General features: G+C 68.8%; 21 protein-coding genes and 6 pseudogenes. 9 read left to right on the top strand and 18 right to left on the bottom strand.

The genetic code is table 11. The features are described from left to right. Positions 1–403 precede the first annotated feature (403 nt). Both G5C60_RS36065 and G5C60_RS36060 read right to left on the bottom strand, forming a co-directional pair. On the bottom strand, positions 404–1,240 hold the full coding sequence (locus G5C60_RS36065) for a helix-turn-helix transcriptional regulator (RefSeq protein ID WP_165265746.1): 837 nt from the start codon (positions 1,238–1,240) through the stop codon (positions 404–406). 518 nt (positions 1,241–1,758) lie between these two features. Then, entirely contained in the window at positions 1,759–2,508 is a 750-nt protein-coding gene (locus G5C60_RS36060) for an SDR family oxidoreductase (protein WP_165265744.1), read from the bottom strand. Positions 2,509–2,696: 188 nt separating this feature from the next. Here G5C60_RS36060 and G5C60_RS36055 point away from each other — a divergent pair, with 188 nt between their 5' ends. After that, positions 2,697–2,966 carry a hypothetical protein gene (locus G5C60_RS36055; RefSeq protein ID WP_165265742.1) on the top strand — a complete coding sequence of 90 codons (270 nt, stop codon included), beginning with the start codon at positions 2,697–2,699 and terminating at the stop codon, positions 2,964–2,966. A 140-nt stretch (positions 2,967–3,106) separates the two neighbouring features. Here G5C60_RS36055 and G5C60_RS36050 read toward each other — a convergent pair whose 3' ends face one another. The 8 genes from G5C60_RS36050 to G5C60_RS53790 all read right to left on the bottom strand — a co-directional run bounded on the left by G5C60_RS36050 (position 3,107) and on the right by G5C60_RS53790 (position 14,668). Further along, positions 3,107–4,081 carry an Lrp/AsnC family transcriptional regulator gene (locus G5C60_RS36050; protein ID WP_165265740.1) on the bottom strand — a complete coding sequence of 325 codons (975 nt, stop codon included), beginning with the start codon at positions 4,079–4,081 and terminating at the stop codon, positions 3,107–3,109. Between the two features lie 201 nt (positions 4,082–4,282). Then, positions 4,283–5,926, bottom strand: a complete 1,644-nt coding sequence (locus tag G5C60_RS36045; protein WP_338146032.1) for an MFS transporter — start codon at positions 5,924–5,926, stop codon at positions 4,283–4,285. Between the two features lie 335 nt (positions 5,927–6,261). Beyond that, positions 6,262–7,419 (bottom strand): XdhC family protein, encoded by a 1,158-nt coding sequence (locus tag G5C60_RS36040; RefSeq protein WP_165265738.1) that lies wholly within the window; start codon positions 7,417–7,419, stop codon positions 6,262–6,264. A gap of 353 nt (positions 7,420–7,772) precedes the next feature. Next, entirely contained in the window at positions 7,773–9,953 is a 2,181-nt protein-coding gene (locus tag G5C60_RS36035; protein ID WP_165265736.1) for a xanthine dehydrogenase family protein molybdopterin-binding subunit, read from the bottom strand. Beyond that, positions 9,953–10,951, bottom strand: coding sequence for an FAD binding domain-containing protein (locus tag G5C60_RS53795; RefSeq protein WP_165265734.1), 999 nt, complete (start codon positions 10,949–10,951; stop codon positions 9,953–9,955). The genes G5C60_RS36035 and G5C60_RS53795 overlap by 1 nt, the downstream gene beginning before the upstream one ends. A gap of 3 nt (positions 10,952–10,954) precedes the next feature. Next, the gene (locus G5C60_RS36025; protein ID WP_165265732.1) at positions 10,955–11,473 is read right to left on the bottom strand and encodes a (2Fe-2S)-binding protein; all 519 of its coding nucleotides are present in this window, start codon (positions 11,471–11,473) and stop codon (positions 10,955–10,957) included. Positions 11,474–11,988: 515 nt separating this feature from the next. Continuing rightward, a complete protein-coding gene (locus G5C60_RS36020; RefSeq protein ID WP_165265730.1) occupies positions 11,989–13,329 on the bottom strand; it encodes a cation:dicarboxylate symporter family transporter in 1,341 nt (446 codons plus the stop codon). Between the two features lie 172 nt (positions 13,330–13,501). Then, the gene (locus tag G5C60_RS53790) at positions 13,502–14,668 is read right to left on the bottom strand and encodes an enolase C-terminal domain-like protein (protein ID WP_165265727.1); all 1,167 of its coding nucleotides are present in this window, start codon (positions 14,666–14,668) and stop codon (positions 13,502–13,504) included. A gap of 109 nt (positions 14,669–14,777) precedes the next feature. Here G5C60_RS53790 and G5C60_RS36010 point away from each other — a divergent pair, with 109 nt between their 5' ends. Then, entirely contained in the window at positions 14,778–15,488 is a 711-nt protein-coding gene (locus G5C60_RS36010) for a GntR family transcriptional regulator (protein ID WP_165265725.1), read from the top strand. A 117-nt stretch (positions 15,489–15,605) separates the two neighbouring features. Here G5C60_RS36010 and G5C60_RS36005 read toward each other — a convergent pair whose 3' ends face one another. Continuing rightward, a complete protein-coding gene (locus tag G5C60_RS36005; protein WP_165265723.1) occupies positions 15,606–16,247 on the bottom strand; it encodes a TetR/AcrR family transcriptional regulator in 642 nt (213 codons plus the stop codon). An 84-nt stretch (positions 16,248–16,331) separates the two neighbouring features. Between G5C60_RS36005 and G5C60_RS36000 the strand changes: the two genes are divergently transcribed. Beyond that, positions 16,332–17,069, top strand: coding sequence for an SDR family NAD(P)-dependent oxidoreductase (locus tag G5C60_RS36000; protein ID WP_165265721.1), 738 nt, complete (start codon positions 16,332–16,334; stop codon positions 17,067–17,069). Between the two features lie 65 nt (positions 17,070–17,134). After that, a pseudogene (locus G5C60_RS52550) lies at positions 17,135–17,334 on the top strand (mycothiol transferase); the annotation flags it as partial. On the opposite strand, the pseudogene G5C60_RS35990 reads toward G5C60_RS52550, so the two are convergent. After that, positions 17,331–17,632, bottom strand: a pseudogene (locus tag G5C60_RS35990) (IS5/IS1182 family transposase); the annotation flags it as partial. The pseudogenes G5C60_RS52550 and G5C60_RS35990 sit on opposite strands and share 4 nt — an antisense overlap. A 441-nt stretch (positions 17,633–18,073) precedes the next feature. On the opposite strand from G5C60_RS35990, the pseudogene G5C60_RS54455 reads away from it, so the two are divergent. Then, positions 18,074–18,235 (top strand): annotated as a pseudogene (locus tag G5C60_RS54455) (IS110 family transposase); the annotation flags it as partial. A 181-nt stretch (positions 18,236–18,416) separates the two neighbouring features. Here G5C60_RS54455 and G5C60_RS35980 read toward each other — a convergent pair. Both G5C60_RS35980 and G5C60_RS35975 read right to left on the bottom strand, forming a co-directional pair. Then, complete coding sequence (locus tag G5C60_RS35980) at positions 18,417–18,662, bottom strand: hypothetical protein (RefSeq protein ID WP_165265719.1); 246 nt, start codon at positions 18,660–18,662, stop codon at positions 18,417–18,419. Between the two features lie 342 nt (positions 18,663–19,004). Then, the gene (locus tag G5C60_RS35975) at positions 19,005–19,580 is read right to left on the bottom strand and encodes a TetR/AcrR family transcriptional regulator (protein ID WP_165265717.1); all 576 of its coding nucleotides are present in this window, start codon (positions 19,578–19,580) and stop codon (positions 19,005–19,007) included. 100 nt (positions 19,581–19,680) lie between these two features. Here G5C60_RS35975 and G5C60_RS35970 point away from each other — a divergent pair, with 100 nt between their 5' ends. After that, on the top strand, positions 19,681–20,532 hold the full coding sequence (locus G5C60_RS35970; protein ID WP_165265750.1) for an SDR family oxidoreductase: 852 nt from the start codon (positions 19,681–19,683) through the stop codon (positions 20,530–20,532). Positions 20,533–20,918: 386 nt separating this feature from the next. Beyond that, positions 20,919–21,068, top strand: a pseudogene (locus tag G5C60_RS52545) (ArsR family transcriptional regulator); the annotation flags it as partial. 518 nt (positions 21,069–21,586) lie between these two features. On the opposite strand, the pseudogene G5C60_RS35965 reads toward G5C60_RS52545, so the two are convergent. Further along, positions 21,587–21,778: pseudogene (locus tag G5C60_RS35965) on the bottom strand (IS630 family transposase); the annotation flags it as partial. Between the two features lie 30 nt (positions 21,779–21,808). On the opposite strand from G5C60_RS35965, the pseudogene G5C60_RS54335 reads away from it, so the two are divergent. Further along, positions 21,809–22,018, top strand: a pseudogene (locus G5C60_RS54335) (TetR/AcrR family transcriptional regulator C-terminal domain-containing protein); the annotation flags it as partial. On the opposite strand, the gene G5C60_RS35955 reads toward G5C60_RS54335, so the two are convergent. Together G5C60_RS35955 and G5C60_RS35950 are read right to left on the bottom strand one after the other, a co-directional pair. Then, positions 21,959–22,288 carry a hypothetical protein gene (locus G5C60_RS35955; RefSeq protein ID WP_165265714.1) on the bottom strand — a complete coding sequence of 110 codons (330 nt, stop codon included), beginning with the start codon at positions 22,286–22,288 and terminating at the stop codon, positions 21,959–21,961. The pseudogene G5C60_RS54335 and the gene G5C60_RS35955 sit on opposite strands and share 60 nt — an antisense overlap. 90 nt (positions 22,289–22,378) lie before the next feature. Beyond that, positions 22,379–23,317 carry an alpha/beta fold hydrolase gene (locus G5C60_RS35950; RefSeq protein WP_165265712.1) on the bottom strand — a complete coding sequence of 313 codons (939 nt, stop codon included), beginning with the start codon at positions 23,315–23,317 and terminating at the stop codon, positions 22,379–22,381. Between the two features lie 75 nt (positions 23,318–23,392). Between G5C60_RS35950 and G5C60_RS35945 the strand changes: the two genes are divergently transcribed. Then, positions 23,393–24,232 (top strand): IS5 family transposase, encoded by an 840-nt coding sequence (locus G5C60_RS35945; protein ID WP_165265748.1) that lies wholly within the window; start codon positions 23,393–23,395, stop codon positions 24,230–24,232. 8 nt (positions 24,233–24,240) lie between these two features. On the opposite strand, the gene G5C60_RS35940 is transcribed toward G5C60_RS35945, so the two are convergent. Beyond that, positions 24,241–24,491: nuclear transport factor 2 family protein (locus G5C60_RS35940; RefSeq protein WP_165265710.1), on the bottom strand; the 251-nt coding region annotated here is incomplete at its 5' end.

The raw sequence follows: 24,491 nt of genomic DNA, 5'->3' as shown, positions 1-24,491 counted from the left end.
GCCCGACGCCCGCCTCCTTGGCCACCGCCTCGAGGGAGGTGCCGACCCCGTGCTGCAGGAAGTGACGCTGCGCGGTCTCCAGGAGGGCGGCGCGGTTGCGCTGGACGTCCGCGCGGGGCTTGCGTCCCCGCTGTTCGACGGCGCTCATGCGCCCTCCTGCCTGCCGTGATCGTGCGGCCGCATCAAAACGGATGCTGCCTCCGTACGCATTCGAGAGTAAAACGGAGGGGGCATCCGGTCAAATGGGCGGCCCGATCACGGAGCCCGGACAGCGCAGGAGCCGACATGTCTGGCCGCAGAGCGCAGGGCAAAAGCCGTGCGGGCTGCACCATTCCAGGGTGCCCAGGTCCGCGGCCCCTCCCGCGCCGAGCCCGGCCCGGTCCCCGGTCCCCGGTCCAGGACGTCAGGGGGTGAGCTGCTGGTGTCCGATGACGGAGAGCAGTTCGAGTTTGCTGTGGCTCTCCGTGCCGGGGCGAGTGGTCAGCACCACCAGGGTCTGGGCGCGGTTCTCGGTGTACAGGAGCTGGGCGTCGACGTCGATGCGGCCGAGTTCGGGATGGAGGATGGTCTTGCAGTCGCCGTAGCGGGCGACTTCTTGAAGTTCCCACATGCGGACGAACTCGGGGCTGTGTTCCTGGAGTTCGGCGAGGATCCGGGCGGCGCGGGGGGTGTCGCTGCCGGCGGTCAGCGCGGCCCGCAGGCGTGCTGCCTGGGCGCGGCCGTGGCTTTCATGGGTCTCCTCGGGATACACGAGACGCTCGGCCGGGTCCATGAACCATCGGTAGTAGCCGCTGCTGGCCAGACCGGTGTGGCGCATCTGGTCGCCGAGCAGCGCGACGGCCAGCGGGTTCATCGCGAGGGTGTCGACCAGGTCGGTCGTTACCAGAGCCGGGGTGTCGTCCAGGCGGTCCAAGACCCGCATCAGCGTCGGGCTGACGTGTTCGGAGCGGTGGAAGCGGGCCGGGGCGTTGTGGCCGATGAGCACGAAGAGGTGGTCGCGTTCGTCCAGGGTCAGCCGCAGTGCCCGGGCGAGAGCCGTGGTGATCTGGACGGAGGGCTGCGGAGCACGCTCCTGTTCCAGCCGGGCGTAGTAGTCGGTGGACATGCCGGCGAGCTGCGCGACCTCCTCGCGGCGCAGCCCCTGCGTACGCCTGCGCGGCCCCTCGACCAGCCCGACATCGCGGGGGCGCAACGTCTCACGCCGGTGACGCAGGAATTCCGCCAGTTCCTTCTTGTCCATGCGCCCATCCTCGCCGCATCCCGCCCGGCTATCCAGAGACCGCCGATCCATGGCTGTGCCCTCCTCTCTCGCCCGCGCGAAGCCCGCTCGTACGGCCGACGCCGAGGGCGCGCGCAGCGAGTCGACCCGATGATCACGTGACCTGAACGACCCGCTGGGAAATCGCCGGCTGTCGGCGGTGCGCCGCAGACCGTCGGCAGGGAAGACGGCCCGCCGCGACGGTCCCCCGTCGACGACGCCCAACGCTTTGGACCGGCCCCGGGCCTCGTCGCCCGCCCCGGCCCGTCTGACACGACGCTGTTCGTCGTGTCAGACGGGCGCTCGCGTGCCCCCCGGCGCTCAGGACGGAGCCGGTCGCCTCCAGTGCGACGACCGGGGCGAAGCCGCAGACGCTTCCTTACCGTTCCGCATCCTCGGTGAGGACCTCCCCGAGGCGGGTCGAACTCGCATTCGTCCACGATGTGGCCCCGCACGGCCCGCCCGTGTGCTGTTGTTCCGCGTCGGGCACGACGGGTCGGTCAGCTGCCGCTGATCATGGCGAGGACGTCGTCGTAGGAGCCGTTGGCCTGCGCGTCGCGGATGAACCGGGCGCGCTCGACGACCAACTCCTTCGCGTCGGGCTTCTCGCGCAGCAGGTCGAGGGTCTCGGTGAGGAAGTCGTCCAACGGCATGGACTGGTCGCTGTCCTGCTGGCCCATCAGGGTCGTGCGCACGCCCGGCGGGACCACCTCGATCACCTGGACGCCGGCCTCGGCACCGGCGAGCTGGATGCGCAGGCTCTCGGAGAAGGAGTGCAGCGCGGCCTTGGTCGCGCTGTAGGTCGGGGTGCTCTGATACGGGACGAACGCCAGCGACGAGGTGACGTTCATGACGACCGCGTCGTCCTTGCCCGCCAGCAGCGGCAGGAAAGCGTACGTCATCCGGATCGTGCCCAGCAGATTGGTCGCGACGTGATCCTCGGCGACCGGGAGTTCGGCCGGGTCCAGGAGGTTCTCCCGCAGCATGATGCCGGCGTTGTTGACCAGGACGTTCAGCCCCGGGTGGCTCGCCGTCACGGTCTCACGGGCCCGGGCGATCGAGTCGGGGTCCGCGACATCGAGGACGAGTGCGTCGATGCCCGGGTGCTCGGCCGTGATCTCGTCGAGGAGTTCCTTGCGCCGGCCGGCGACGATCACCTTGTTGCCGGCCTCGTGCAGACGCAGGGCCAGACCGAGCCCGATGCCCGAGGTTCCGCCGGTGATCAGGATCGTGTTGCCGGTCATCTTCATGAGGGTCTTACTCCTTCGTTACGGCGGGCCGGTGAGCGCCCGCAGCCTCGACCGTAAGGGCGCCCGCGCAGGGGCGGGAGGGGAAGGTTTGTCCATGGATCGGCGGTCCCTGGCTGAGCCGTAGAGGACGCCACAGCCGGTCAGCGCTTCCAGAGCGGGCGCCGCGTGGCCGCCGGCAGGAGATCCCGGTGGCCAGGGAGATCCCGGTGGCCGGGATCACCGTCTGGGCGGTCACGGCGGATCCGTCGTTGCACCGCAGGACCCGCACGCACCCGGCCGGCTCCAGCGTCCGCGAGCCTCAGCGGCAGCACTGCTCCCGCGTGCCCAACCAGCGTCTTCCCATCGGCCGCCACCGACAGCCCATGGCCCAACCCGGTACGAACTCGACACTCGCATCCTTGCAGCTCAGCGGCACCTTGCTGCTGTCAGGACGTCAGCTCACCCAATTCGCTGAATAGCCGGGGTCGGCACCATACGGGCATGAACGAACGCGTCCGTCGACTGTGCAGCACCCAACCACGAGTCGCTCCGTCAGTCCGTACGCATCCGTACGCAAGGGTCCATGCGCGATCTCAGTCGCCTGGTGGCCGTTCGGCGGTCAGCGGCTCGGCTCGTAGGTGAGCTGCTTGACATGCCGCAGGGTCAGGGCGGTTTCCACGGCCTGCACGCCGTCGAGGCCGCCGATCTTCTCGCTCAGGTAGGTGTAGAGCTCGCCCGTGGTCGGGCTGGCGACGGTGGCGACGAGGTTGGCCTGGCCGGTGGTGGCGCCGGCGAAGCGGACCTCGTGGTGTTCTGCCAGCTTCCGTCCGGCGGCGTCGAGTGCGGAGGGAGCGACGGTGAGCCAGAGCATCGCGCTGATGCCGTGTCCGAGGGACTCGCGGTCATGCTGCACTTTGAAGTAGAGGATGCCCGTGGAGCGCAGACGCTCCAGGCGCCGCTTGACAGCGGACTCCGACTGGCCGGTGCTGGTCTGCAGCTCGCTGAAGGTTGCCCGGCCGTCGCGCCGCAGCACGGCGAGCAGCGCCTCGTCCGCTCCTTCAAGAGCGATGGGGGCGGCTACCGGTTCGCTGTAGGGGAGGCGCAGTGCCGCCTCCTGGTCGGGTTCGAGCGCTTGGGTCTTGTCGAGCCAGCCGAGGGGACCGCCGTAGAAGGTGTGCAGCAGGCAGTGGGCGCTGACCGAAATGACCTGAGGCGTGCGTTGCAGGCGGTCGAAGAGCAGCTCGTCGCGGGCCTGTCGGCTGCTGGGTTTCATGGCACACAGCACTTCGGTGCCGCCGGAGATGAGATCGACGTGCGAGGTGTCCGGGCGCCGGGCCAGCGCATTGGCGAGTTGTTCGGCCACGTCGGGAGAGCAGCGCAGCCGGACGATCCAGCTCTGGCGGCCCAGCAGGCTCTCGTCGGTCATGCCGACGATCCTGAGTCCGGCGGTGGTGCGCAGTTTGCGGAAGCGGCGGGCGACGGTCTGGTCGGACACCCCGAGGACCTCGGCGATACGGCTGAACGGCGCCCGCCCGTCCACCTGGAGCGCGTGCAGCAGCTTCAGATCAAGCGCGTCGGGCGAAGGGGACTGCATCGATGGCTCCTGTTTCGAGCGGGCTTTGTTCACGTCATGTCGTACGACAGCGCCGTGTGGCCTGGGACCGGAAGGGTCCGGTCCCAGGCCACTGAGCGGCGCCGCGCCCGTCCCCACGGACGGCGCCGGTACCGGCTCGGTGGCTGTCCGCTCCTGAGCCGTGCCGGTACGTCGGGTGTCACCTCGGTGCGGGGCCGGCGCTCACCGAGGGGTGGCGGCTGCCTGCGGCCCGGCTTCCGGCCGAGTGTCGGCGGTGGGCACGTCGGGGGTGCGAGGCCCTTGGTCGGAGGGAGCCGGGCCTGCGGCCGCTGGGGCCGACTGCTGCGGCCTGCGCAGCAGGACGAATCCCACTGCGGCTGCCAGCAGGGTCAGGGCGGCCGCGACGACCAGGCAGAGCTGAAGACCGTCGACGAATGCCTGCGACAGGGCGCCGAGGACACGCGGGGTGTCCGCGCCCATGCGAAGCCCGCCGACCGCACTCAGTCCGCCGGCGTCCGTGGCCTCGGTGACGCGCCGGACCGTCGCCCCGTCCAGCCCAGCGGCGGTGAGATGTCCAGGCAGAGCGTCCACGGCCCGAGAGGACAGCAGCGCGCCCAGGACAGCGGGGCCGAGGGCGGCACCGAGCTGACGGAAGGCGCTGTTGGCGGCAGCGGCCATACCGGCCTGGTGGAACGGCACCGAACTGACGGCGGTGGCGGTCATCGGGGTGATGACGAAAGCCATGCCCAGGCCGAGCAGGGCCAGCCGCCAGGCCAGTGAACCGAACGAGCTGTTGGCGCCGATCGGGGTCAGCGACAGCAGCGCGACCACCGAGAGCAGCAGGCCGCCGGGAATCAGCACCCGAGGAGACATCCGGTGCACCAGGCGCCCTATGGGGACACCGAGGACCAGCGGCACCATGCACACCATCAGCAGCCGCCAGGCCGATTCCAGGGTGCTGAGCTGCTGGACCATGCCGAAGTAGAGGCTGAGGGCGAAGAAGAACCCGATGAGCCCGAGAAAGCTGATCATGGCGATCAGCGCGGTGGCGGTGAAGGAGGGGCTGCGGAACAGTGTCAGGTCCAGCATCGGGCTGGAGCTGCGCCGCTCCACCAGGACGAAAGCGACCGATGCGACGACGGCGATGGACAGGGCAAGCATCACCTTGGCGTCGGTGAAGGAGTCGGCGCCGCCCTCGATGATCCCGTAGACCAGAGCGGTGATGGCCAGCGCGGCGGTGAGCTGGCCGGGCCAGTCCAGTCGGCGCGTGCCCGGGGCACGGGAGTCGGTGAGCAGCTTCGCCGCGACGGCCAGCGCGAGCAGCGAGGCGGGGACGGGCAGCAGGTAGATCCAGCGCCACGCGAAGTGGTCGAGGATCACGCCCGCGATGACGGAGCCGAGTGCGAGGGCGGCCATCAGGGAGGTCGCCCACACGCCGACGAACTTCCCGCGCTCGCGCGGGTCGGGGACGGCGTGGCTGATCAGCGCCAGGGACGTGGGCAGCAACGCGGCCGCGCCCAGACCGGCGAAGGCCTGCCCGGCCCAGACGACCTCGATCGACTGGGCGCACAGGGCGATCAGGGCACCCAGACCACTGAAGGCCAGGCCCGCCTGGAAGACCTTCTTGCGGCCGTGCACGTCACCGAAGACGCCCGCGGTGAGGATGAGCGCGGCCATGGGCAGCACGAACGCGACGCTCACCCAGGACAGCTGCGCGGTCGATGCGTCCAGCGCCCGCTGAATGGCGGGCAGGCTCGCCGAGACGGTGCTCACCGGCAGATAGGCGACGAACACGCCGACGCAGGCCATGACGAGTGTGGGCACCCGCCGGTCCTGCGGCGCGTTCGCCGTGGTCGTGACGTTCACGAAAGACTCTCTCCCTTAGGCGCCAGGCGCTGTGGTCGGCCGGCTTCCGCCGCAACGTTCCGCCCCGCCGGGGAGCCGAAGCCAGCCACGAGCGCCGGATCCCGGAAATCCGACATCCGAGCCTTCGGTCCGGAGAAAGTCCGACCGCCGGATCGTCGTCGACGGTGAGGAACACCGGTCCGGGAATGGGGCTCCTCCTGGGCAGCCGTCACAGGGTGGGCTCGTCCATGTAGCACCAGCGTCGGCGCCGTCCCCGGCGAGGGCGAAGGTCGTCATGATCAGTCCTTGTGTGGGAGGGGGCGGTTGGGTCCCGGAGGGTGCGCCCGGTCACGGCGTCAGTAGGGGGCGTTGAGGGCGCGACGCTCGTCGAGTGCCTGGTGACCTGGCCGGTGGATCGGGCCCGTACCGAGGGTCAGGGACAGGCCCGTGCCGTGGTTGGCGTGGGCGATGATCTCCGCGGTGATGGAGATCGCCGTCTCCTCGGGCGTGCGCGCACCGAGGTCGAGACCGATCGGGGAGCGCAACCGAGCCAATCGCTCCTGCGCGACGCCCGCCGCGCGCAGGAGACGCAGGCGTTCATCGTGCGTCCGACGGGACCCCATCGCGCCCACGTAACCGACAACCGGCAGATCAAGTGCCAGCTGCAGCAGGGGGACGTCGAACTTGGCGTCGTGCGTGAGGACGCAGACGGCGGTACCACCGTCCACCTCGGTGCGTTCCAGGTAGCGGTGCGGCCAGTCGACCACGACCTCGTCCGCGTATGGGAAGCGTGCCGCGGTGGCGAAGACGGGGCGGGCGTCGCACACGGTGACCCGGTAGCCGAGGAAGCGGCCGGCCTGGCTGAGCGCGGTGGCGAAGTCGACCGCGCCGAAGATCAGCATGCGGGGGCGGGTCGCGGCCACGTGGACGAGGACGGAGAGCCGGTCGGGGCAGGTGTCCGCGTCCCCGCCGAGCGAGACGAGCGCGGTGCGTCCCGCTCGCAGCTGGGCTGTGGCCGGGTCCGCCACCGCTTGGCCTGTCGGCCCTGCGGCCAGCGACCCGTCGGCGATGCAGCTGTCACCGAGAACACTCAGGGTGGCGCCGATCAGTCCGTCGGGCCCGTCGACGACCTGGGCCACGGCGGCGGGTCGGCCCCCGGCGACCTCGGCGAGGGCCGCGCCGAGATGCGGCTGGGTCGCGGGGTCGATGCGCTGGACGAGGACGTCGAGTTCGCCGCCGCAGGTCAGGCCGACAGCGAAGGCGTCGTCGTCGGAGTAGCCGAACCAGGTGCGCTGCGGGGCGCCCCGGTCACTGAGCACCTGTCGGCACAATTCGTAGACGGCGCCCTCGACGCAGCCGCCGGAGATGCTGCCGACGGCGTTGCCGTCCTCGTCCACCGCGACCGACGTACCGACGGGCAGGGGTGCGCTTCCGGTGACGTCGACGACGGTGGCCAGGGCGAAGGGGCGTGCCTCGCGGCACCAGCGGTGGAGTGTGTCCGCGATGTTCAGCATGGGTCGTTCTCCGGGTTCTCCGCAGGGAGCTAGGTCCGGTTGCCGCCACGCGGACGCTGAGCGCATACGCGGGGCGGCCCTGGTAGGTCCGGCGGTGGGACGGGGACCGATGGCCGGACAGGCCGGCGGCATCGAAGAGCGCGTTGGCGAACGGGGCCTGCGCCGTGCAGAGCAACACCCGGTCAAGCCGCGGATGCGCATTTCCGGGAGGCTGAATTTCCAGTGATCCCGGTCGACTCGTCCTGCGTCGACGTCGACAACGAGCCTCCGTCGCCGGGTGATGCGACGTCGGTCGCACCACCCAGGCACTCCTGCCCGGAGCCTGCCCGGAGTGATCCTGACGAGTTGACGGCCTACATCACGTGCTCGATCCGGATGGGCAGCTGGTTCTGTCGCTGACCGGTGGCGTGGAAGACCGCGTTCGCGACAGCGGCTGCAGCGCCGACCATCGTGGCCTCGCCGAGGGCCTTCACCCCGACGTCGTTGAGGAGCAGGTCGGGCTCGTCGATGAAGTCGAAGTCGATCTCCTGTATGTCGGCGTTGACCGCGACGGGGTACTCCTCCAGCGTTGTGTTGAGGAATCCGCCGAAGCGCGGGTCGACCTCGCTCGACTCGCGGAGCGCCTGGCTGATGCCCCAGATCACGCCCCCGCGGACCTGACTGGCCGCCGTGACCGGGCTGGCGACCCGGCCGCAGTCGGCCACGCAGAGCGCCCTGGGCACACTGATGCGCCGTGTCGTGGCCTCGACCCGCACTTCGACGAAGTGAGCGACCCAGCTGAAGGCCGTGAAGTCGGGGAAGACCGGACCCGCAGGGGCGGTCAGGCCGGCCCGTGAACGGTCGAGCATCTCGGGGGGCTGGCCCGGTCCCAAGGAGGTCACCTCCACCTCCGGCGACCCGTGTCCGGTGGCCCGGACCGCGGCTGCCACATCCACTGTCCCGGTGTCGCCCGTGCCGAGCAGCTTGCGCAGCTCGCCAAGTGCCTTGTGCACCGCGGGCAACGCGGTCGCGGTGCCCCACGAACCGGCGGTGAGATGCTGCGGCGCGAAGCGCGTGTCACCGACCCGTACGACGACGTCCCGCACGGGAACACCGAGGTCCTCCGCGACCAGGAGGGCGATGGCCGAGCGGATGCCCTGCCCCATCTCGTGGCCGTCGACGCCGACGGTCACCCGGCCATCGGCTGCCGCGGACATTCGGGCCACGGCCGGAGCGACCATGGCCGGGTAGGCGCCGGCAGCGACGCCCAGGCCCACGAGCGATCCGTCAGCGGCACGCATCGCCCCCGGCCGCGGATCGCGTTTCTGCCATCCGAACCGTTCCGCACCCCGCTTCAGACACTGCGCCAGGTGGCGGGAGGAGAAAGGCAGACCGGTGACCGGGTCCGTGGCGGTGTCGTTGGCCAACCGCAGCTCGACGGGGTCCTGGCCGGTGGCGTAGGCCAGTGCGTCGATGGCCGACTCGAACGCGAAGCCGGCCGGGCCCTCGTGCGGATCCCTCATGTATCCCGGCGTCTGGACGTCGGTCTGCACCAGGCGCTGGCGTCCCCCGAAGTGGGGTACGGCGTACAGTCTCGACGTCATCTCCGTGAACATGGCGGGGAACAGGTCGTGGCGGGACGTCTGGTGCTCCGTGTCGTGCAGGGCGGCCAGGAGCCGTCCCGACGGGTCGGCGCCGAGCCGGATGCGATGACGACTGACCGGCCGGAAGCTGCCGGTGTGGAACGTCTGCGGACGCGGAATGACCAGCTTGACCGGACGCATCAGCCGACGTGCGGCGAGCGCCAGTGGCCCGATGTGCGGCTGCAGTGCGTTGCGGGATCCGAAGCCGCCTCCGATGTAGGGCGAGATGACGTCGACGTCGGCCGGATCGAGGTTCAGTTGCGTGGCCACTCCGTGGCGGAGTGCGCCGGCGTTCTGGGTGCTCTCGTGCACTACGAGCCTGTCGCCCCGCCATTCCACGACCGAGCTGATCAGCTCTATCGGGACCTGGTGCTGGGCCGGGTGCAGGTAGGTCTCGTCGATCTGCACCGGGCTCGCCGCGTACGCGGTCTCGGCGTCGCCCACCTTGACGTCGGCGAGCCAGGGCAGCGGGATGGCTTCTTCCTGGAGGACGGAGGTGGCGCCTTCGTCGTCGATTCCGACGGCGAACGGCTCGGTCTCGTAGCGTGCCCGGACGAGTTCCGCCGCCTCGGTGGCGGCGACCAGGGTGTCGGCGACGATCAACGCGATCGGCTGTCCTCGGTAGGCGACGACATCGCTGAGCAGCGGCTGCAGGCTCTGGAAGGCGAAGCCTCCGCCCATCAGGAACCCGGGGCCGCGCAGTTCGTCCTCGTTGAACCGGGTCAGGACCAGACGGACACCGGGGACCGCCTCGGCCGCGGCGGTGTCGATGGCCACGCTGCGGCCCTTGCCGATCGTGGCCTGGGCGAACATGGCGTACGCCAGGTCGTCCGGGACGCGGTCGGCGCCGTAGCGTGCGGTGCCGGTGACCTTTTCGTGGGCGTCGACGCGGCGCAGGTCTGGGTTCTTCATCAGGCGGCTCGCTTCCCGGCGGTGAGCAGTGCGTCGGTAACGGTGCGGACGCCCAGTTCGACTCGGAACGCGCCGGTGCGAGGAGGGCGGGCCTCGGCGAAGGCGACTTCCCCCGCGTGGCGGGCGGTTTCCATGGTGAGTTGTTCGCCGATCAGTGAGCGTTCCGCTGCCGTCGCTCGCCAGGGGCGCGTGGCGACCCCGCCCAAACCGATCCGGCAGTCCGTGACCATTCCCTGTGCGTCCAGCGTCACGGCGGTGGCGGCCGAGGTGAGGGCGAAGGCGTAGGACTCCCGGTCACGGATCTTGTGGTAGGTGGAGCCGCGACCGGTGGGTGTCGCGGGAACGCGGATCCGCAGGATCAACTCATCGGGAGCCAGGGTGTGTTCGAGCAGGGGGTTGTCTCCCGGTTCGAGGTGCAGTTCGCCGAGCGGCAGCGTCCGCTCGCCTGCTGGGCCGACCACGTCGAGTTCGGCGTCGAACGCGATCAGGGCCACGGCCCAGTCGCCCGGGTAGGTGGCGATGCAGGTGTCGCTGGTGCCCAGCAGCGCGTGGGTGCGGTCGAGTCCCTCGAGAGCCGCACAGCCGCTGCCGGGATTCCTCTTGTTGCAGGGGAACTCCGCTCCCCCGCGGAAGTAGCCGCACCGCGTGCGTTGCAGCAGGTTCCCGCCGACCGTCGCCATGTTGCGCAGTTGCTGGGACGCCGCCCGCCACAAGGATTCCGACAGCGCCGGATAGTCGCGGCGTACGACCGGATGGTCGGCGACCTCGGCCATTTTCGCTCCCGCACCGAACGACAGTCCGTCCTCACCCGTACTGATCTCGGTCAGCTCGGCGAGACGGTGAATGTCGATGACGGCCGGCGGCGCCTCGATGCCGAGCTTCATCAGGTCGTACAGGGTCGTGCCACCGGCCAGGATCTTGGTGCCCGGCTCGGCGGCGGCCAGGGCGTCGACGGCCCCGCCGACGCTGTCGGGCACTACATAGGCGAATGAGCGCACCGTCTACACCTCGCTCTGCTTGGCCTGGTCGGCCACTCGGCGGATGGCGGCGGTGATGCCGACATACGCGCCGCATCGGCACAGGTTGCCGCTCATGTACTCACGGATGTCGCCGTCGGTCTCGGTGTGGCCTTCGGCCAGGCAGGCCAGGCCGGACATCACCTGCCCAGGTGTGCAGTAGCCGCACTGCAGGGCGTCGCAGTCGACGAACGCCTGCTGCAACGGGTGCAGCGTGCCGTCGGGAGCCGCGACGCCCTCGATGGTCGTCACGTCCTGTCCCGCGACCTGGACCGCCGGAGTCAGACAGGACACGACGCGACGGCCGTCGATGTGCACCGTGCAGGCACCGCACTGCCCCTGATCGCACCCCTTCTTGGTTCCGGTCAGCACGAGACGCTCGCGCAGCACGTCGAGCAAGGACTCGCGAGGATCCAAAGCGAGGCGCACCTCGTCGCCGTTGACGGTGAAGGCCGTCTCGACAAGGTCGGTCGGCGGCCTCGTGGTTGTCGATGTCTTCTTCATGGGGGCTCGCTCCTTCGCTGCGGCGGGCGGGTGAGCGCCTGCGGCCTCGACCGTAGGGGCGCCCGCGCAGGGGCGGGAGAGGAAGGTTTATCCATGGATCGGCGGTCTCTGCCTGGTGGAGTGGTCCCACCCAGCGGATCCGGTGTCGCTTCTGCGTCGCGGCATCCCAGGACAGCCCTGGACGAACCCTGCTCCGGCCCTGGGGCCCTGGGGGCCCGCATCGGCGGCTGCCAGAACGACTGTCTCTCCACGGTCGACCACAGACACTTGCCAGCGCCGGAGGCGAAGCCCACTTCGTCGAGAATCTCAGGGAAGGACCTGTCGAGAGGGTCGGCGTCGGCTGACGACGGCGAGGGCGGTGACCGAACCTCCCAGCGCCTCCATCGTGGCTGTCAGCTGGGAGACCGCGTTGCCTGCCGCGGGACTTCGAGCCGGATGGTCGTCGAGCAGGAGACGCTGGGCGTGGGTGGGTGACGTACATGCCGTCGAGGGGTGACCGCACTCGACCGGCACGGCTACTTGCCGGCGCCGACCTTGGTGGTGTCCGACTCGGCCTGCGGCGGCGTGGTGGTGCGGGAGTGCAGGACCTTGCGGGCCTGTTCGGTGTCGAAGTCGTTCTCCCACTTGCCGATCACGATGGTGGCGACGGCGTTGCCGAGGACGTTGATGAAGACGCGGCCCTCGTTGAGGATGCGGTCGATGCCGACGATCAGGGAGAGGGCGGCGAGCGGGATGTGGCCGACCGCGGTGACGGTGCTGGCGAGGACGATGAACGCGCCGCCCGCGATCCCGGCGGTGCCCTTGCTGGTGAGCATCATGACGCCGACCATGATCAGCTGCTGCTGCCAGGACAGGTCGATGCCCATGGCCTGGGCCAGGAAGAGGGAGGCCATCGTGAGGTAGACCGCGGAGCCGTCCAGGTTGAAGGAGAACCCGGAGGGAATGACGATGCCGACCACGGGCCGGCCGATGCCGAGGATCTCCAGTTTGCGTACCAGCTGAGGCAGGACGGCCTCGCTGGAACAGGTGCTGAGGGCGACGAGCAGTTCGGCCTTGAGGAAGCGGATGAGGCCGAACAGGCTCAGGCGGCAGGCCCGCATGATGGCGCCGAGGACGACCAGGACGTAGACGACGCAGGTCGCGGTGAACAGGATGATGAGGTAGCCGAGCTGTTTGAGGCTCTCGGCGCCGTAGGTGGCGACCACGGTGGCCAGGGCGCCGAGGGTGCCCAAGGGCGCGAGCCGCATCACCCAGCCCACGATGCGGAAGACGACGTCCGACAGCGCCTTGATGCCGCGGGTCAGCGGTGCCCCTTCTTCGCCGGCCATGTTCAGGGCCACACCGAAGACGATCGAGACCATCAGCGCGGACAGGATCGCGTCCCCGGTGATCGCGCCCAGCAAGGAGACGGGGATGAGGGAGGAGACGAAGCCGGTGAAGGTGGCGTGCTCCGTAGCGGTCTTGGGCACGTCGTCGGCGTTCAGTGACGAGGGGTTGACGTGCAGGCCGGAGCCGGGCTGGAAGATGTTGGCGACGACCAGCCCGATCAGCATGGACGCCAGGGACAGCACCAGGAAGTAGCCGATCGCCTTCACACCGATCCGGCCCGCCTTGCGCAGGTTGTCCATGGAGGCGATGCCGGTGGTGACCACGCAGAAGACGACCGGGATCACGATCATCTTGACCAGCGCGATGAACCAGTCGTTGAGCGGCTTCAGGTCCTCACCCAGGCCGGGCGCGAGGATGCCCACGGCGATGCCGAGGACGGCGGCCAGTACGACCTGGAACCACAGCTCACGTATGAGACGGCTCAGCCGTGACCGCTGCGGGCGGCCGGCGGCGGTGGTGCTTGTCATCGTTGGTGCTCCCTTGCACGACGATCGTGTGTAGCCCTGTCCCGTGGGGGGTGGTGCGGGGACGCGATGCGGCTCGCGCGCCCCCGATCTCGTTCGTGTGTGGCGCCCGTATCCGGTGGCGCCGGCCGACGGCGCCCGCCCGGTGGCGGGCGCGTCCGCGGTGGGGTGGCGGTCAGCTGTGCAGGGCGCGCAGCACCTTGTAGAAGGCGGCCTTGCTCTCGAAGCCGATGCCGGGGGTGTCGGTCAGGCCGACGCGGCTCTTCTCTACGACGGCGTCGTCGGCGAAGCCGCCGGTGGGCTGGAACTCGCCCGGGTAGGACTCGTTGCCGCCGAGCTTGAGGGCGGCCGCGATGTGCAGGGAGAACTGGTGCCCGCCGTGCGGGATGCAGCGCCTCGATGACCAGCCGTGCTGACGGAGCATGTCCTGGATGCGCAGGTACTCCACCAGACCGTAGGAGAGCGCGGGGTCGACCTGGATGGTGTCGCGGTCGGGGCGCAGGCCGCCGTAGCGGATCAGGTTGCGGGCGTCCTGGAGGGAGAAGAGGTTCTCGCCGGTGGCGATGGCGCCGGTGTAGTGCTCGGCGACGGTGGCGTTGAGGTGGTAGTCGAGCGGGTCGCCGATCTCCTCGTACCAGAACAGCCCGTAGGGCTCGATGGCCCGGCCGTACTCCAGGGCCGTGTTGAGGTCGAAGCGGCCGTTGACGTCGACGGCCAGCCGGGAGCCGTCGCCGTCCAGGACGTCGATGACGGCCTCGATACGGCGCAGGTCCTCCGCCAGGTCGGCGCCGCCGATCTTCATCTTGACGACGTCGTAGCCCAGGTCGAGGAAGCCGCGCATCTCGTCCTGAAGGTCGGTGAGGGTCTTGCCCGGGGCGTAGTAGCCGCCGGCGGCGTAGACGAAGACGGAGTCGTCGGGCTGCCCGTCGCCGTAGCGCTCGGACAGATACCGGTACAGCGGCTTGCCCTCGATCTTGGAGGCAAGGTCGAACAGGGCCATGTCCACCACACCGACCGCGACCGAGCGCTCGCCGTGCCCGCCGGGCTTCTCGTTGGTCATCATCACGTCCCACGCCTTGGCGTGGTCCAGGCCGCCCCGCTCGTCGAGCAGGCTGTTGGGCTCGGCCTCGAGGAGGCGGGGCAGGACCCGGCGGCGCAGGATCTCTCCGGCGCTGTAGCGGCCGTTGGAGTTGAAGCCGTAGCCCACCACGGGCTTGCCGTCCCGGATGACGTCACTCTCGATCGCCACGATCGAACAGTCCATGGAGCTGAAGTCGATCCAGGCGTTGCGGATCGAGGAGCTGATCGGAACGACGCCCTCGTAGACGTTGGTGATCTTCACTGCGGAGCCTCTCTCATATCTTATAAGATGCGACGCCTGTTAGACTCGGCTGGTCCGATGCGGGATGTCAAGGGGTGGGGAACCTCCGGAAAGGGACGGTCAGGGGGCTATGGCAGGACAGAACCTGTTCTTCAGCAAGAGCGACCTGGCCTACGCAGAACTCCGCGATCGGATCCTCTCCGGCACTCTTCCTGCCGGGTCACGGCTCGCCCAGTACGACCTCGCCGAGTCCCTCAACATGAGCATCACGCCGCTGCGCGAGGCCATCCGCCGCCTCAGCAGCGAGGGACTCGTCACCGTCGAAACCCACCGCGACGTCCGGGTCTCCGTCATGAACTCGAACGAGGCTCGCCAGCTTTTCGAAGTCCGCCTGTCCCTGGACCCGACCGCCGCCGAACTCGCCGCCCAGCGACGCACCGACGACGACATCGCCGCCATGCAGGCCGCCGTCGACAAGCTCCTCCCCGTCACCCGCCAATGGGGGGAAGAGGCACTCACGGCCCACCGCGCCTTCCACCAGGCGCTGTACCGGGCCTCGCACAACGACGTCCTCATCCGACTCCTGGACGACCTGTGGGACAAGTCCGACCGCTACCGGCGCCTCGGCCTCGAACTCCCGCCCGGTGACGAACCCCGCACCCGTGACCTACAGGAACACCACCAACTTGTCTCCCTCATCGTGGACGGCCGCGCCGCCGAAGCCGCCCAGCTGATGCGAGGCCACATCACCCACAGCCTCACCGCCACCGCCATCAGCGCCCTCGAAGACCGCGAGGGCATGCGGGCAGGCCAGTCCGTGGGCAGACCGGCGAGCCGGTGACCACCCGACCGTTCCCGTTCCCGTTTCCGGCGCCGGCCGAGGCCCTCGAACGGTCTAGGCACTGTCCGGCGGATCATGTGACCGTGATGACACCAAGTTAGTTCTCGCGGGCCGGAGTTAGTTCTCGCGGGCCGGATTGCGCCCGGTTGCGAGGCGTTTCTGCCCCTCGGCCGTGGGCAGGACCGCCAGTGCGGTGTCTGCAATGTTCCGCAGCGCCTCCGGGTCCAGGCCGGCCTTGCCTACCGCCTCGATACCGCGGACCACCGTCAGCAGCAGTGCCGCCAACCGCTCCGGATCCGCAGCGCTATCGATGTCGCCGTGGCGCTGGGCGGCGCTGATCTCCGTCCGCAGCAGGGTCAGCAGCGCCGTCATGGTCTCGGCCGACCGCTCGGCGACCGTCGGATCGTGCTGGGCCAGTTCCGCCGCGCCCTTGGCCAACAGGCACCCGCGGCGCTCGGTGTCGGAGGCGGTGTTCTCCGCCATCAGGTGCACGTATCCCGACAGCCGGGCCAGGGCCTCTGCGTCCGGGCCACCTGCCAGCCGCCCTTCGGCCACCTCAACGACTGCGGTGCACCAGTCGCCGAACACACGGTGGAACAGCTTGCCCTTGTCGCCGAATGCGCCGTACAGGCTGCCCTTGCCCAGGCCGGTCGCCTGGGCGATGTCGTCCATCCGGGTTCCTGCATAGCCGGTGGCCCAGAACTGTTCCCGGGCCCGCTCCAGGACTTGGCGTTCGTCGAATGCGCGTGGTCTCGGCATGGTCTCAGCGTAACCATTCTTGACTCGATCGTCCATTACTGCCTAGGTTATGGACGATCCATTCCACAACTGAAGGGGTTCGACATGCCAGGCGTGCTGCAGGAGAAGGTGGCCGTGATCACCGGAGGGACCAGCGGGATCGGGCTGGCCATCGCCCACCGCTTCGTCCGGGAGGGCGCACGGGTCTTCGTGACCGGCCGGGACATCGACCGCCTCGAAGCGGCAGTCAAGGAGATGGGCCCTGCGGCCACCGGTGTACGGTCCGACGTCTCGGTCCTGGCCGACCTGGACGCGCTCTATGCGCGAGTCCGCGAGGAGGCCGGACGCATCGACGTGCTGGTGGCCAACGCGGGAATCGCCGCGGACGCCGCGCTCGGCGCCCACACCGAGGCGAACGTCGATCTGACGCTCGCCGTCAACGTCAAGGGCCCACTGTTCACCGTTCAGAAGGCGCTTCCGCTGCTGGCGGAGAACGCTTCCATCCTGGTCGTCGGCTCGAGCAACAGCGTGCGGCCCAATGAGCAACTCGAGGTCTACAGCGCCTCGAAGGCGGCGGTGAGCAACCTCGTGCACAACTGGGCCCGGCAGTCGCGGGAGCGCCGATTCCGGGTCAACGTACTCAGCCCGGGACCCACGCGGACCCCTGGCCTGCTGGGCGCCGCGGGGCCGGACGTCGACCAGTTCGCCGAGGCCGTCGTGCCACTGGGGCGGCTGGCCGACGCCGAGGAAATCGCCGCGGCCGCCCTCTTCCTGGCTTCGGACGCCTCGTCGTTCGTCACCGGCGCCGAACTCTTCGCCGACGGCGGCTACACCCGGGCCTGAACGACGGCCGGTGGTGCGCATGCGGTTCCCTCGAAGCGATGGGGCGCACTCCCGGCCGCGCCTGTGCGTCGTACGAGGCCCAGTGCGCCCGAAGCAACGAGATCGTGGCCGAGGCATCCCTGGATGACGTCAGCCACCACCCCGCCTGCCGCTCCGGCAACGCCAACCTCCGCTGGATGCTCATCCAACTCGTCGAAGAGACCGGACGGCACGCGGGCACGCGGACAACGTGAGAGAGCTGCTCGACGGGGCGAAGGGGTACTACCAGGTCTCTCCGGTGGGTCGCGACCCGAGCCAAAGTCGCATCGAGGCCACAGTGACGGTGCCGTAGAAGACGTAGGCGCGTTTGTCGAACCTCGTCGCCACAGCCCGGAAGCTCTTGAGGGCATTGATCGTCCGCTCCACCTCGTTCCTGCGTTTGTAATCGTCCTGTCGAAGCCGGCGGGCCGTCCGCCCCTGCTGCCTTTGTGCTGTCGGTTGGCCCGCTGGTTCTTCGGTTCGGGGATCGTGTGCTTGATCTGGCGTCGCCGCAGGTAGCGGTGGTTGCGACAGGATGAGTACGCCTAATGGGACCCGAAGGTCGGTGCTGAGCCCCGTTTTTGGGCGATGGCCTCGCCGTCCTTCGGGGCGCGGAGCGAGCCTTTGAGTATGCCCGGACCTTCGAGTCCTATTGACAAGACGAAGCCGCTACCGCGCCCATCGGCGTTCGTTCAAGGTGAGGCAGAGGAGTATCGACAATCGTGCCCGAGCGGTACCGCTGGTGACGGTTCAGAGCACGTTCCGTCAACCGGCAACGCGATTCGCTGTGCGCAGTCCGAGCCGGCCGAGTGGATCACCTCTCTCCATTGCCTGAGTCTCAGCTCTGAAGCAGACCGAGGGCCGCACGGCTTGCTGGGGTTGCGAACGGCTGGTGGGATGACGTGCCTTGAGCACTTCCATTAGGGAGCACGCGCACCCTGCACAGGCTCGGAACTGGCAAAAGAGCCCCGGCAGAGGAGGATCACATGGAGGTCACCGCATTACCGGCGCCCGTGTTCTGTGGAGTGGACTGGGCAGAAGATCACCACGATATTGCGCTGGTCGATGCCGGTGCGAAGCAGCTCACCAAGCACCGGATCAACGATGATGCGGAGGGATTTGCTCAGTTGATTGCCCTGCTGGGCGAGGGTCTCGCAGTAGGCCCCAGAGGAACCGTCGCCTGGTACAGGTCGCCCTCGGCAGCGTTCCGGGCAGCCATTCCGAGCATCATCGCGATGCTCTGCAGCGTCTCGTCTCCACCGTCGGCGGTGTCTTGCCCAGGCGGGCGTGCACGTGCAGCGTCTTCACGAACATGACGCCGACGACCCTTCAGCGACGTCGGTCACCGACCACGCCATCAAGAGAGGGGATATCGGCGCTGAAATTAGTTTCATGGTCCGCATTCACGAGGCCGCGGAACTCGTCCTTGTTGTTGAAGGCGACGTGGTTGCCGGTGAGCTCAAAGAAGGTGCTGGTGTTGAGGGTTTGGGCGTGTGCGGCGCTTGCTCCAAGGACGGGCAGGGCCAGCGCGGCGGTGAGGGCCGTGGCCGTGGCGAGCATGCGGGCAGTGTTCACGATAGTTCCTTTCCTAGGCCTCAGAATGAGAGCCTGATCCCTTCCCTCGAAGCATGGTTGACTGCTTATCGGGCCGTGCGCCGATCTGATGGATTCAGCAGGTCGGATGGGACATCGCACCTCTGTACCCCCGTCCGCCGCTCTTGACGTTCTGAGATCAGACGCAACCTCTGACTGAGGGTGACGGGAAGGGCTGGGCAGACCGGTCCGGTCTAAGAACTCCTGACGGAATGCGCTCGGAACTCGGTGCGCGGCATTCAGAACCTGGTGAGAGCCGACAGAACCACTAGATGAATTGACCGTGGCTGCGCTCGCGTTGGCGTGCCACTCCAGGAGTTTGGCTCAGCTCGAGGTCGAGTCCTTGGTCAGCGCGTCCATGAAGAGGTCGACGAGCGGGCGGGCTTGCTCTTTGGTGCCGTGCTGCACGGAATAGGCGATGCCCCCCATGAGGAGTAGGACATTGTCGGGGGCGACGTCGGTTCGCAGGCTTCCGTCTCGGGCGCCGGCCGTGAGGAGGGTGGCGACGGCGTCGGTAAGGAGTGCGCGGCTGTCGGAGTATGGATCGATGCCGGAGGCGATGGCCGCGTTGAGGGCTTCGGACATTCCGCTCTTTGCCGTGGCGTAGTGGATGAAGTGTTCCATCCACATCCGGGTGGCCTCGGCGGCCGGGTGCTGGGTGAGAAGGTCGTTCACCTTCTCGCACACCTGGGTGAGTTGGCGCCGGTAGGCGGCGTCGATGAGGACTTCCCGAGTCGGGAAGTGCCGGTAGAGCGTTCCGACACCGACGCCCGCCTGCTTGGCGATGGCGGCAGGCGCGGTGTCCAGCCCCTGCTCGGCGAAAGCCTGCGCGGCGACCTCCAGCAGGCGCTCGCGGTTCTGCAGCGCGTCACTCCTGGTGCGGCGGGGCGTGGCAGGCATGCGGGTTCCTTCGGCGTCGGTCTCCAGTTGCTTTCCGGAATCCGTTCCGCTTAACTTAACCGGAATAGGTTCCGGTATCACTCTACTTCAGGAGACTCCCATGCCCGCTCCCTCCGACAAGGCCTCACGTCACTGGTTCATCACCGGAGCCTCCGGTGGACTGGGCCGCCATCTCACCGAGCACGCCCTCCGGGGCGGCGACCGCGTTACGGCGACGGTCCGCCGCCCCGCAGCTCTGGAAGACCTGCGCGAGACGCACGGCGACCGGCTGACTGTCGAGAACCTCGACCTCACGCGGCCGGCCGACGTGGCCAAGGTGATCGGCAGGACTCTCCGGACCGGGCCGGTGGACATTGTGGTCAACAATGCCGGATACGCGGTTGTGGGCGCCGCCGAGGAAATGACCGTCGAGCAGATTCGCGACCAGATCGAGGTCCTCCTGCTCGCGCCGATGATGATCACCCGTGCCTTCCTGCAGCCGATGCGTGAGCAGGGCGGAGGTCGGATCATCCAGATTTCCAGCGTGGGCGGCCAGGTCGGCATCCCCACTCACAGCTCCTATCACGCGGGCAAGTGGGGGCTGGAGGGCTTCACCGAGAGCGTCAGCCGCGAGGTCTCCGACTTCAACATCCACCTCACTCTGGTCGAGCCCGGCGCCACCCGCACCGGCTTCGCTTCGGCCCTGCAATACACCACCGAAACGACCGTCTACCGCGACAATGCCGTCGGCCAGACCCGGCACTATTTGAAAACCGCAGACGAGAACGTCTTCACCGGCGACCCGGCCAAGCTCGCCGCCGCCATCTACGACACCACCCGCCACCCGAGCCCACCCCTGCGCCTGGCTCTCGGCTCCGACACCTACAGCGCAATCCACGCGGCACTCACCGAACGTCTCACCGCCCTCGAAACCCAGAAGGATCTCGCTGAATCTGTCGCCTTCACCCACTGATCCGCCCCACCGGCGCGACACGTCAGGAAATCTCGCCGCTATTACGGCCTTACGCATCTCCGCAACTGCGTCGTCCGGAAGTCCGGCACGTCGTCTCACCCAGCACTCTCACGCGATCGCACCCATGAGGGCTGGGGCTGTCAAGGCACACAACACCCCGGCCCGGTGTGTGTCGTAGGAGTAGCACCGGGCTGATCTCCTTTGGGGACAGGGTTGTTGGGGCCGTGATCCCCGAGTCGTGGTCGTGCGGAGAGGACTCGCACGCACCCATTCGATCCCGTCCGACAGGGCCGGATCATGGCCTTCCTTCGGGGCCGGGCTGCTCATACAGATGATCGAGCGAGGCTGGGCCGGCTCATGCTTGCGAGCGAGCTCGCCCGGGGCTTGGCGTCCCGCGGCAGCACGACGTCGGAACCCGCCGCATCAACACCCTGCGCAAGGAAGAACTGGACCAGCGGTTCCCCGGACTGCTCGACCTCGTCCTCAAGGAGGGCGCCGCCCGCATGACACCCCGCGCGGACACCGACAGCGCCTGACACCCCGTGCAGCCCGGGCAGGACGGCCCGGCGACCGGCGGACACATCCCGCAGACCCGCCGGTGGGAGACGGGCCCGCCGACTGCACCGCTCGGCGTCGCATTGACGCCGCGCTTCGCCGGAACCCGTACGACTGGCCGCCGCCGAGGCGGTGGCGCACTACCTATGCCCGCCGTATCGACGGTCGGGCCAGGTCGCCAGGGAACCTCCCTGGGCCTGCCCGTCACCGCCTCGCCCCCGCGTGCGGGCCGTACGGTACGCGAGGTCCACCAGGCCGACGGGCGATGCGCCGGGCCAGGATTCTGTGCAGTCGGCTCAACATCAGGTTCCCGGAGAAACCTGCCCACACTGTCCGGGCGGGCAAGCCTTCGATAGGCCTCCTGGTTGACCCCGGGAGACGCGGTCTTCCAAGCCGGTGATCCAGGCCGGCCCGCTTCGGCACGCAGACCGGGATGCGTTTCCAGAGAGCCCGGTCCAGCCGCTGCGGAAGGCCGGATCGGCGCCGGCCCGGAACGTGCTTACTGATCTCTTCGGTTTGTTGTCGGATGGCGGGTGAGGGTGAGTCTGGTGCCGCTGAGGCAGCCGTCGGTGAGGTCGGGGCGGTGCTGGATGTGGCGCAGGCCCCGGCGGAGGGTGCGTTCGAGGTGGTCGTCGTCGGTGAAGGCGACATTGGCCAGCGGGCCGCGCCGTAGCAGCGACCAGATGCCCTCGCCCCGAACAAGGACGCCCTCCTGGACGGCGTGGCCGAGATACTGCTCGCCCGAATCGACTTCTCCGGAGCGGACACCGGCACCTGGCAGGACCGCATCCAGGCGCACGCCGTCGCCTTCCGCACCGCCGCCAAGCAGCACCCCAAGGCGTTTCAGCTGGTCTGCACCCGCCCCACGCAGTCACTGGCGGCTCTGGAGAGCATCCGCTCCGCACTGGGCGCCATCGCCGAGGTCGGCCTCGCACCGGAGGAGCAGGTCCACGTGCTGCGCAGCTGCGCACGACACGTACCAGCCGCCGCCGGCAGCGTCCTCGCCCAGTTCGACGACATCCTCGCCGCAGCCGCGCCCGAGCTCGCCGGTCACGTCCAGGCCGTGGCGTTCGACGCGGACACCGGCCGCCTGGACGTCGCCCCCGATGCGTCGGCGTACGGCACGAAGCTGCGCTGGAGCGCACCGCAGCTGATCGCGGCGGCCGAGAAGGTCCCCGGCGCCAACGTCGGCACCCTGCACGTCCTGGCGCTCTCCTCCGGAAAGATCGGCCCCGCCACGGCGGCCGCCGACCCGAACCTGCCATGTTCGAACCGTGGTTCGGCTTTTTGGTCAGGGGGTGGAGGTGGGGTAGAAGGCGTTGATCTCGGCCAGGACGCGGTCGGGTGCTTCGTGGACGAGGAAGTGTCCGGCGCCGGGGACGACGGCGGAGGTGGCGTGGGGGGCGGCGTCCTGGACGGTCGGCAGGAATATGTCGGCGAGGCCGGCCTGGGTGATCATGCGGACCGGGATGGTCAGCGGGGTGTCCTGGAGTGTGGTGTTGTCGGCCTCGTCCTGGATCAGGGTCCGGTAGAGCTCGAAGCCGGCGTGCAGGACCTGGGGGCGGGAGTACACCCGGACGAACTCGGCGAGTTCGTCGTCGGAGACGTTCTCGCCGGCGGTCTTCACACTCTGGAAGAAGTGGGTGAGGAAGGTTTCGACCCGGCCGGTGACCAGTTCCTCGGCGAGCGGATTCTGCATGAAGAAGGAGAAGTGCCAGAACGTCGATTCGAGGGTGGCGAACTTCAGGTTCTTGCCGACGAGGGCGGCGTCCATGAGGAACAGGCCCGCCACCTGGTCGCGGTGCTGGGCGGCCAGTGGGTAGGCGACGTTGAGGCCGTGGTCGTGGGCGACGACGTGTACTTTCTCGTGGTGGCCGAGGTGGTTGAGGAGCTTGTGGACGTAGGTGGCCAGGACCGTCTTGGTCATGGAGGGCGGGTTGCCGGTCGAGTCGCCCATGCCCGGCAGGTCGATGGCGATGACGGTGCGGCCGGGCAGCAGCGAGGGCATGATCGGGCGGTACTCGTACCAGCTCTGCGGCCAGCCGTGCAGCAGCACCATGACCTGCGGGCCGTCGCCCCCGATGACGTAGTGCATCTGCACGTCGTCGACGGTGGTGAAGCCGTGCCGGAAGTGCTTGTTGAACTCGGCGTCGTCCTTGGTCGCCGCGTCGTAGCCGGGGCTGAGCGGCTTCTCCGACCCGACGGCTACGGCGGTGGTGAAAGCGTTCATGGCGGTGTTACGTCCTTTTTTAGGGGTCCTTGCAGGAAGATCGTGTTGTGGCACGGTGGAGATGTACGTAATCCCGTGTTTTCTGGGGGGTGTGACCAGCCGCGGCGGAAGCCGTGGGAGGTCGGTGACGGGTTGTGGGTGGTGATCGAGCCGCTGTTGCCGAAGCATGAGCGGCGGTTCCGGTATCCGGGACGTGAGCGGATCGATGACCGCAGGACGCTCCAGGGTGTGTTGTTCGTCCTGTACACAGGTGTCCAGTGGGAGTTCCTGCCGCAGGAGTTGGGGTTCGGTTCCGGTCCTACCTGCTGGCAGCGGCTGGCCGAGTGGCAGGAGGCCGGGGGGTGGGAGGAGCTCCAGTGGGTGCTGCTGGACGGGTTGCGGGCGGCGGGCCGTCTCGACTTCTCCCGCGCCACCATCGACGCCTCACATGTGCAGGCCAAGCGGGGGCGAAGCAGCCCGAAAGTCGGTCCGAGCCCGGTTGACCGCGGGCGGCCGGGCTCGAAGCATCACGTGCTGACCGATGCCCGCGGCACTCCGCTGTGGGTGTCGCTGACCGGCGGTCACCGCCACGATGTCACCCGGCTTCTGCCGCTGATCGACAGCCTTGGGCCGGTGCGGGGCAAGCGGGGCCGCCCCCGGCGCAAACCCAGGATGCTGTATGCCGACCGCGGCTACGACTACGACATCTATCGCCGCCGACTGCGCGAGCGCGGCATCACACCGAAGATCGTTCGACGGGGCCAGCCGCACGGCTTGGGCCTGGGCAAGGTCCGCTGGGACGCCGAGTCTGCCATCGCCTGGCTCCATGGCCCTCGCCGCCTGTGGATCCGGTGGGAAGTACGCGACGACATGCACGACGCCTTCCTGCAACTCGCCCACTGCATGACACTCGTCCGCAAGCACCCGGCTTTTTGAAAGCACCCCTAGAAGCGATGTGGCCACGTGAGATGGATGACCCGCCGGGAAATGCGCCAGCCGTCATCGGTGCGTCGCAGGTCGTCGGCGTAGACGACGCTGGCGACACCGCCGCCCTCCAGCAGGCTCAGGCCTTTGGATCGGGCCCGCACCTCGTCGCCCGGGCCTTCCGACACGACGATGTTCGTCGTGTGGTGGGCTTTCGCGTGTCCGGGGGCGTTCATGAAGGTCGCGATCGCGTCCAGCCCGACGACCGGGT

Source organism: Streptomyces scabichelini (assembly GCF_011045015.1).
GTDB classification, from domain to species: Bacteria; Actinomycetota; Actinomycetes; order Streptomycetales; family Streptomycetaceae; genus Streptomyces; species Streptomyces scabichelini.
This window is presented reverse-complemented; position numbering and strand designations above follow the sequence as displayed.

Bases quoted from the DNA above. Each gene is read 5' to 3' on its own strand.
- G5C60_RS36035 (WP_165265736.1), bottom strand. From the start codon at position 9,953: ATGAAGAACCCAGACCTGCGCCGCGTCGACGCCCACGAAAAGGTCACC.
- G5C60_RS35950 (WP_165265712.1), bottom strand. From the start codon at position 23,317: ATGAACGCTTTCACCACCGCCGTAGCCGTCGGGTCGGAGAAGCCGCTC.
- G5C60_RS36020 (WP_165265730.1), bottom strand. From the start codon at position 13,329: ATGACAAGCACCACCGCCGCCGGCCGCCCGCAGCGGTCACGGCTGAGC.
- G5C60_RS36010 (WP_165265725.1), top strand. From the start codon at position 14,778: ATGGCAGGACAGAACCTGTTCTTCAGCAAGAGCGACCTGGCCTACGCA.
- G5C60_RS36040 (WP_165265738.1), bottom strand. From the start codon at position 7,419: ATGCTGAACATCGCGGACACACTCCACCGCTGGTGCCGCGAGGCACGC.
- G5C60_RS36065 (WP_165265746.1), bottom strand. From the start codon at position 1,240: ATGGACAAGAAGGAACTGGCGGAATTCCTGCGTCACCGGCGTGAGACG.
- G5C60_RS36060 (WP_165265744.1), bottom strand. From the start codon at position 2,508: ATGAAGATGACCGGCAACACGATCCTGATCACCGGCGGAACCTCGGGC.
- G5C60_RS36005 (WP_165265723.1), bottom strand. From the start codon at position 16,247: ATGCCGAGACCACGCGCATTCGACGAACGCCAAGTCCTGGAGCGGGCC.
- G5C60_RS36050 (WP_165265740.1), bottom strand. From the start codon at position 4,081: ATGCAGTCCCCTTCGCCCGACGCGCTTGATCTGAAGCTGCTGCACGCG.
- G5C60_RS35970 (WP_165265750.1), top strand. From the start codon at position 19,681: ATGCCCGCTCCCTCCGACAAGGCCTCACGTCACTGGTTCATCACCGGA.
- G5C60_RS36025 (WP_165265732.1), bottom strand. From the start codon at position 11,473: ATGAAGAAGACATCGACAACCACGAGGCCGCCGACCGACCTTGTCGAG.
- G5C60_RS35975 (WP_165265717.1), bottom strand. From the start codon at position 19,580: ATGCCTGCCACGCCCCGCCGCACCAGGAGTGACGCGCTGCAGAACCGC.
- G5C60_RS36000 (WP_165265721.1), top strand. From the start codon at position 16,332: ATGCCAGGCGTGCTGCAGGAGAAGGTGGCCGTGATCACCGGAGGGACC.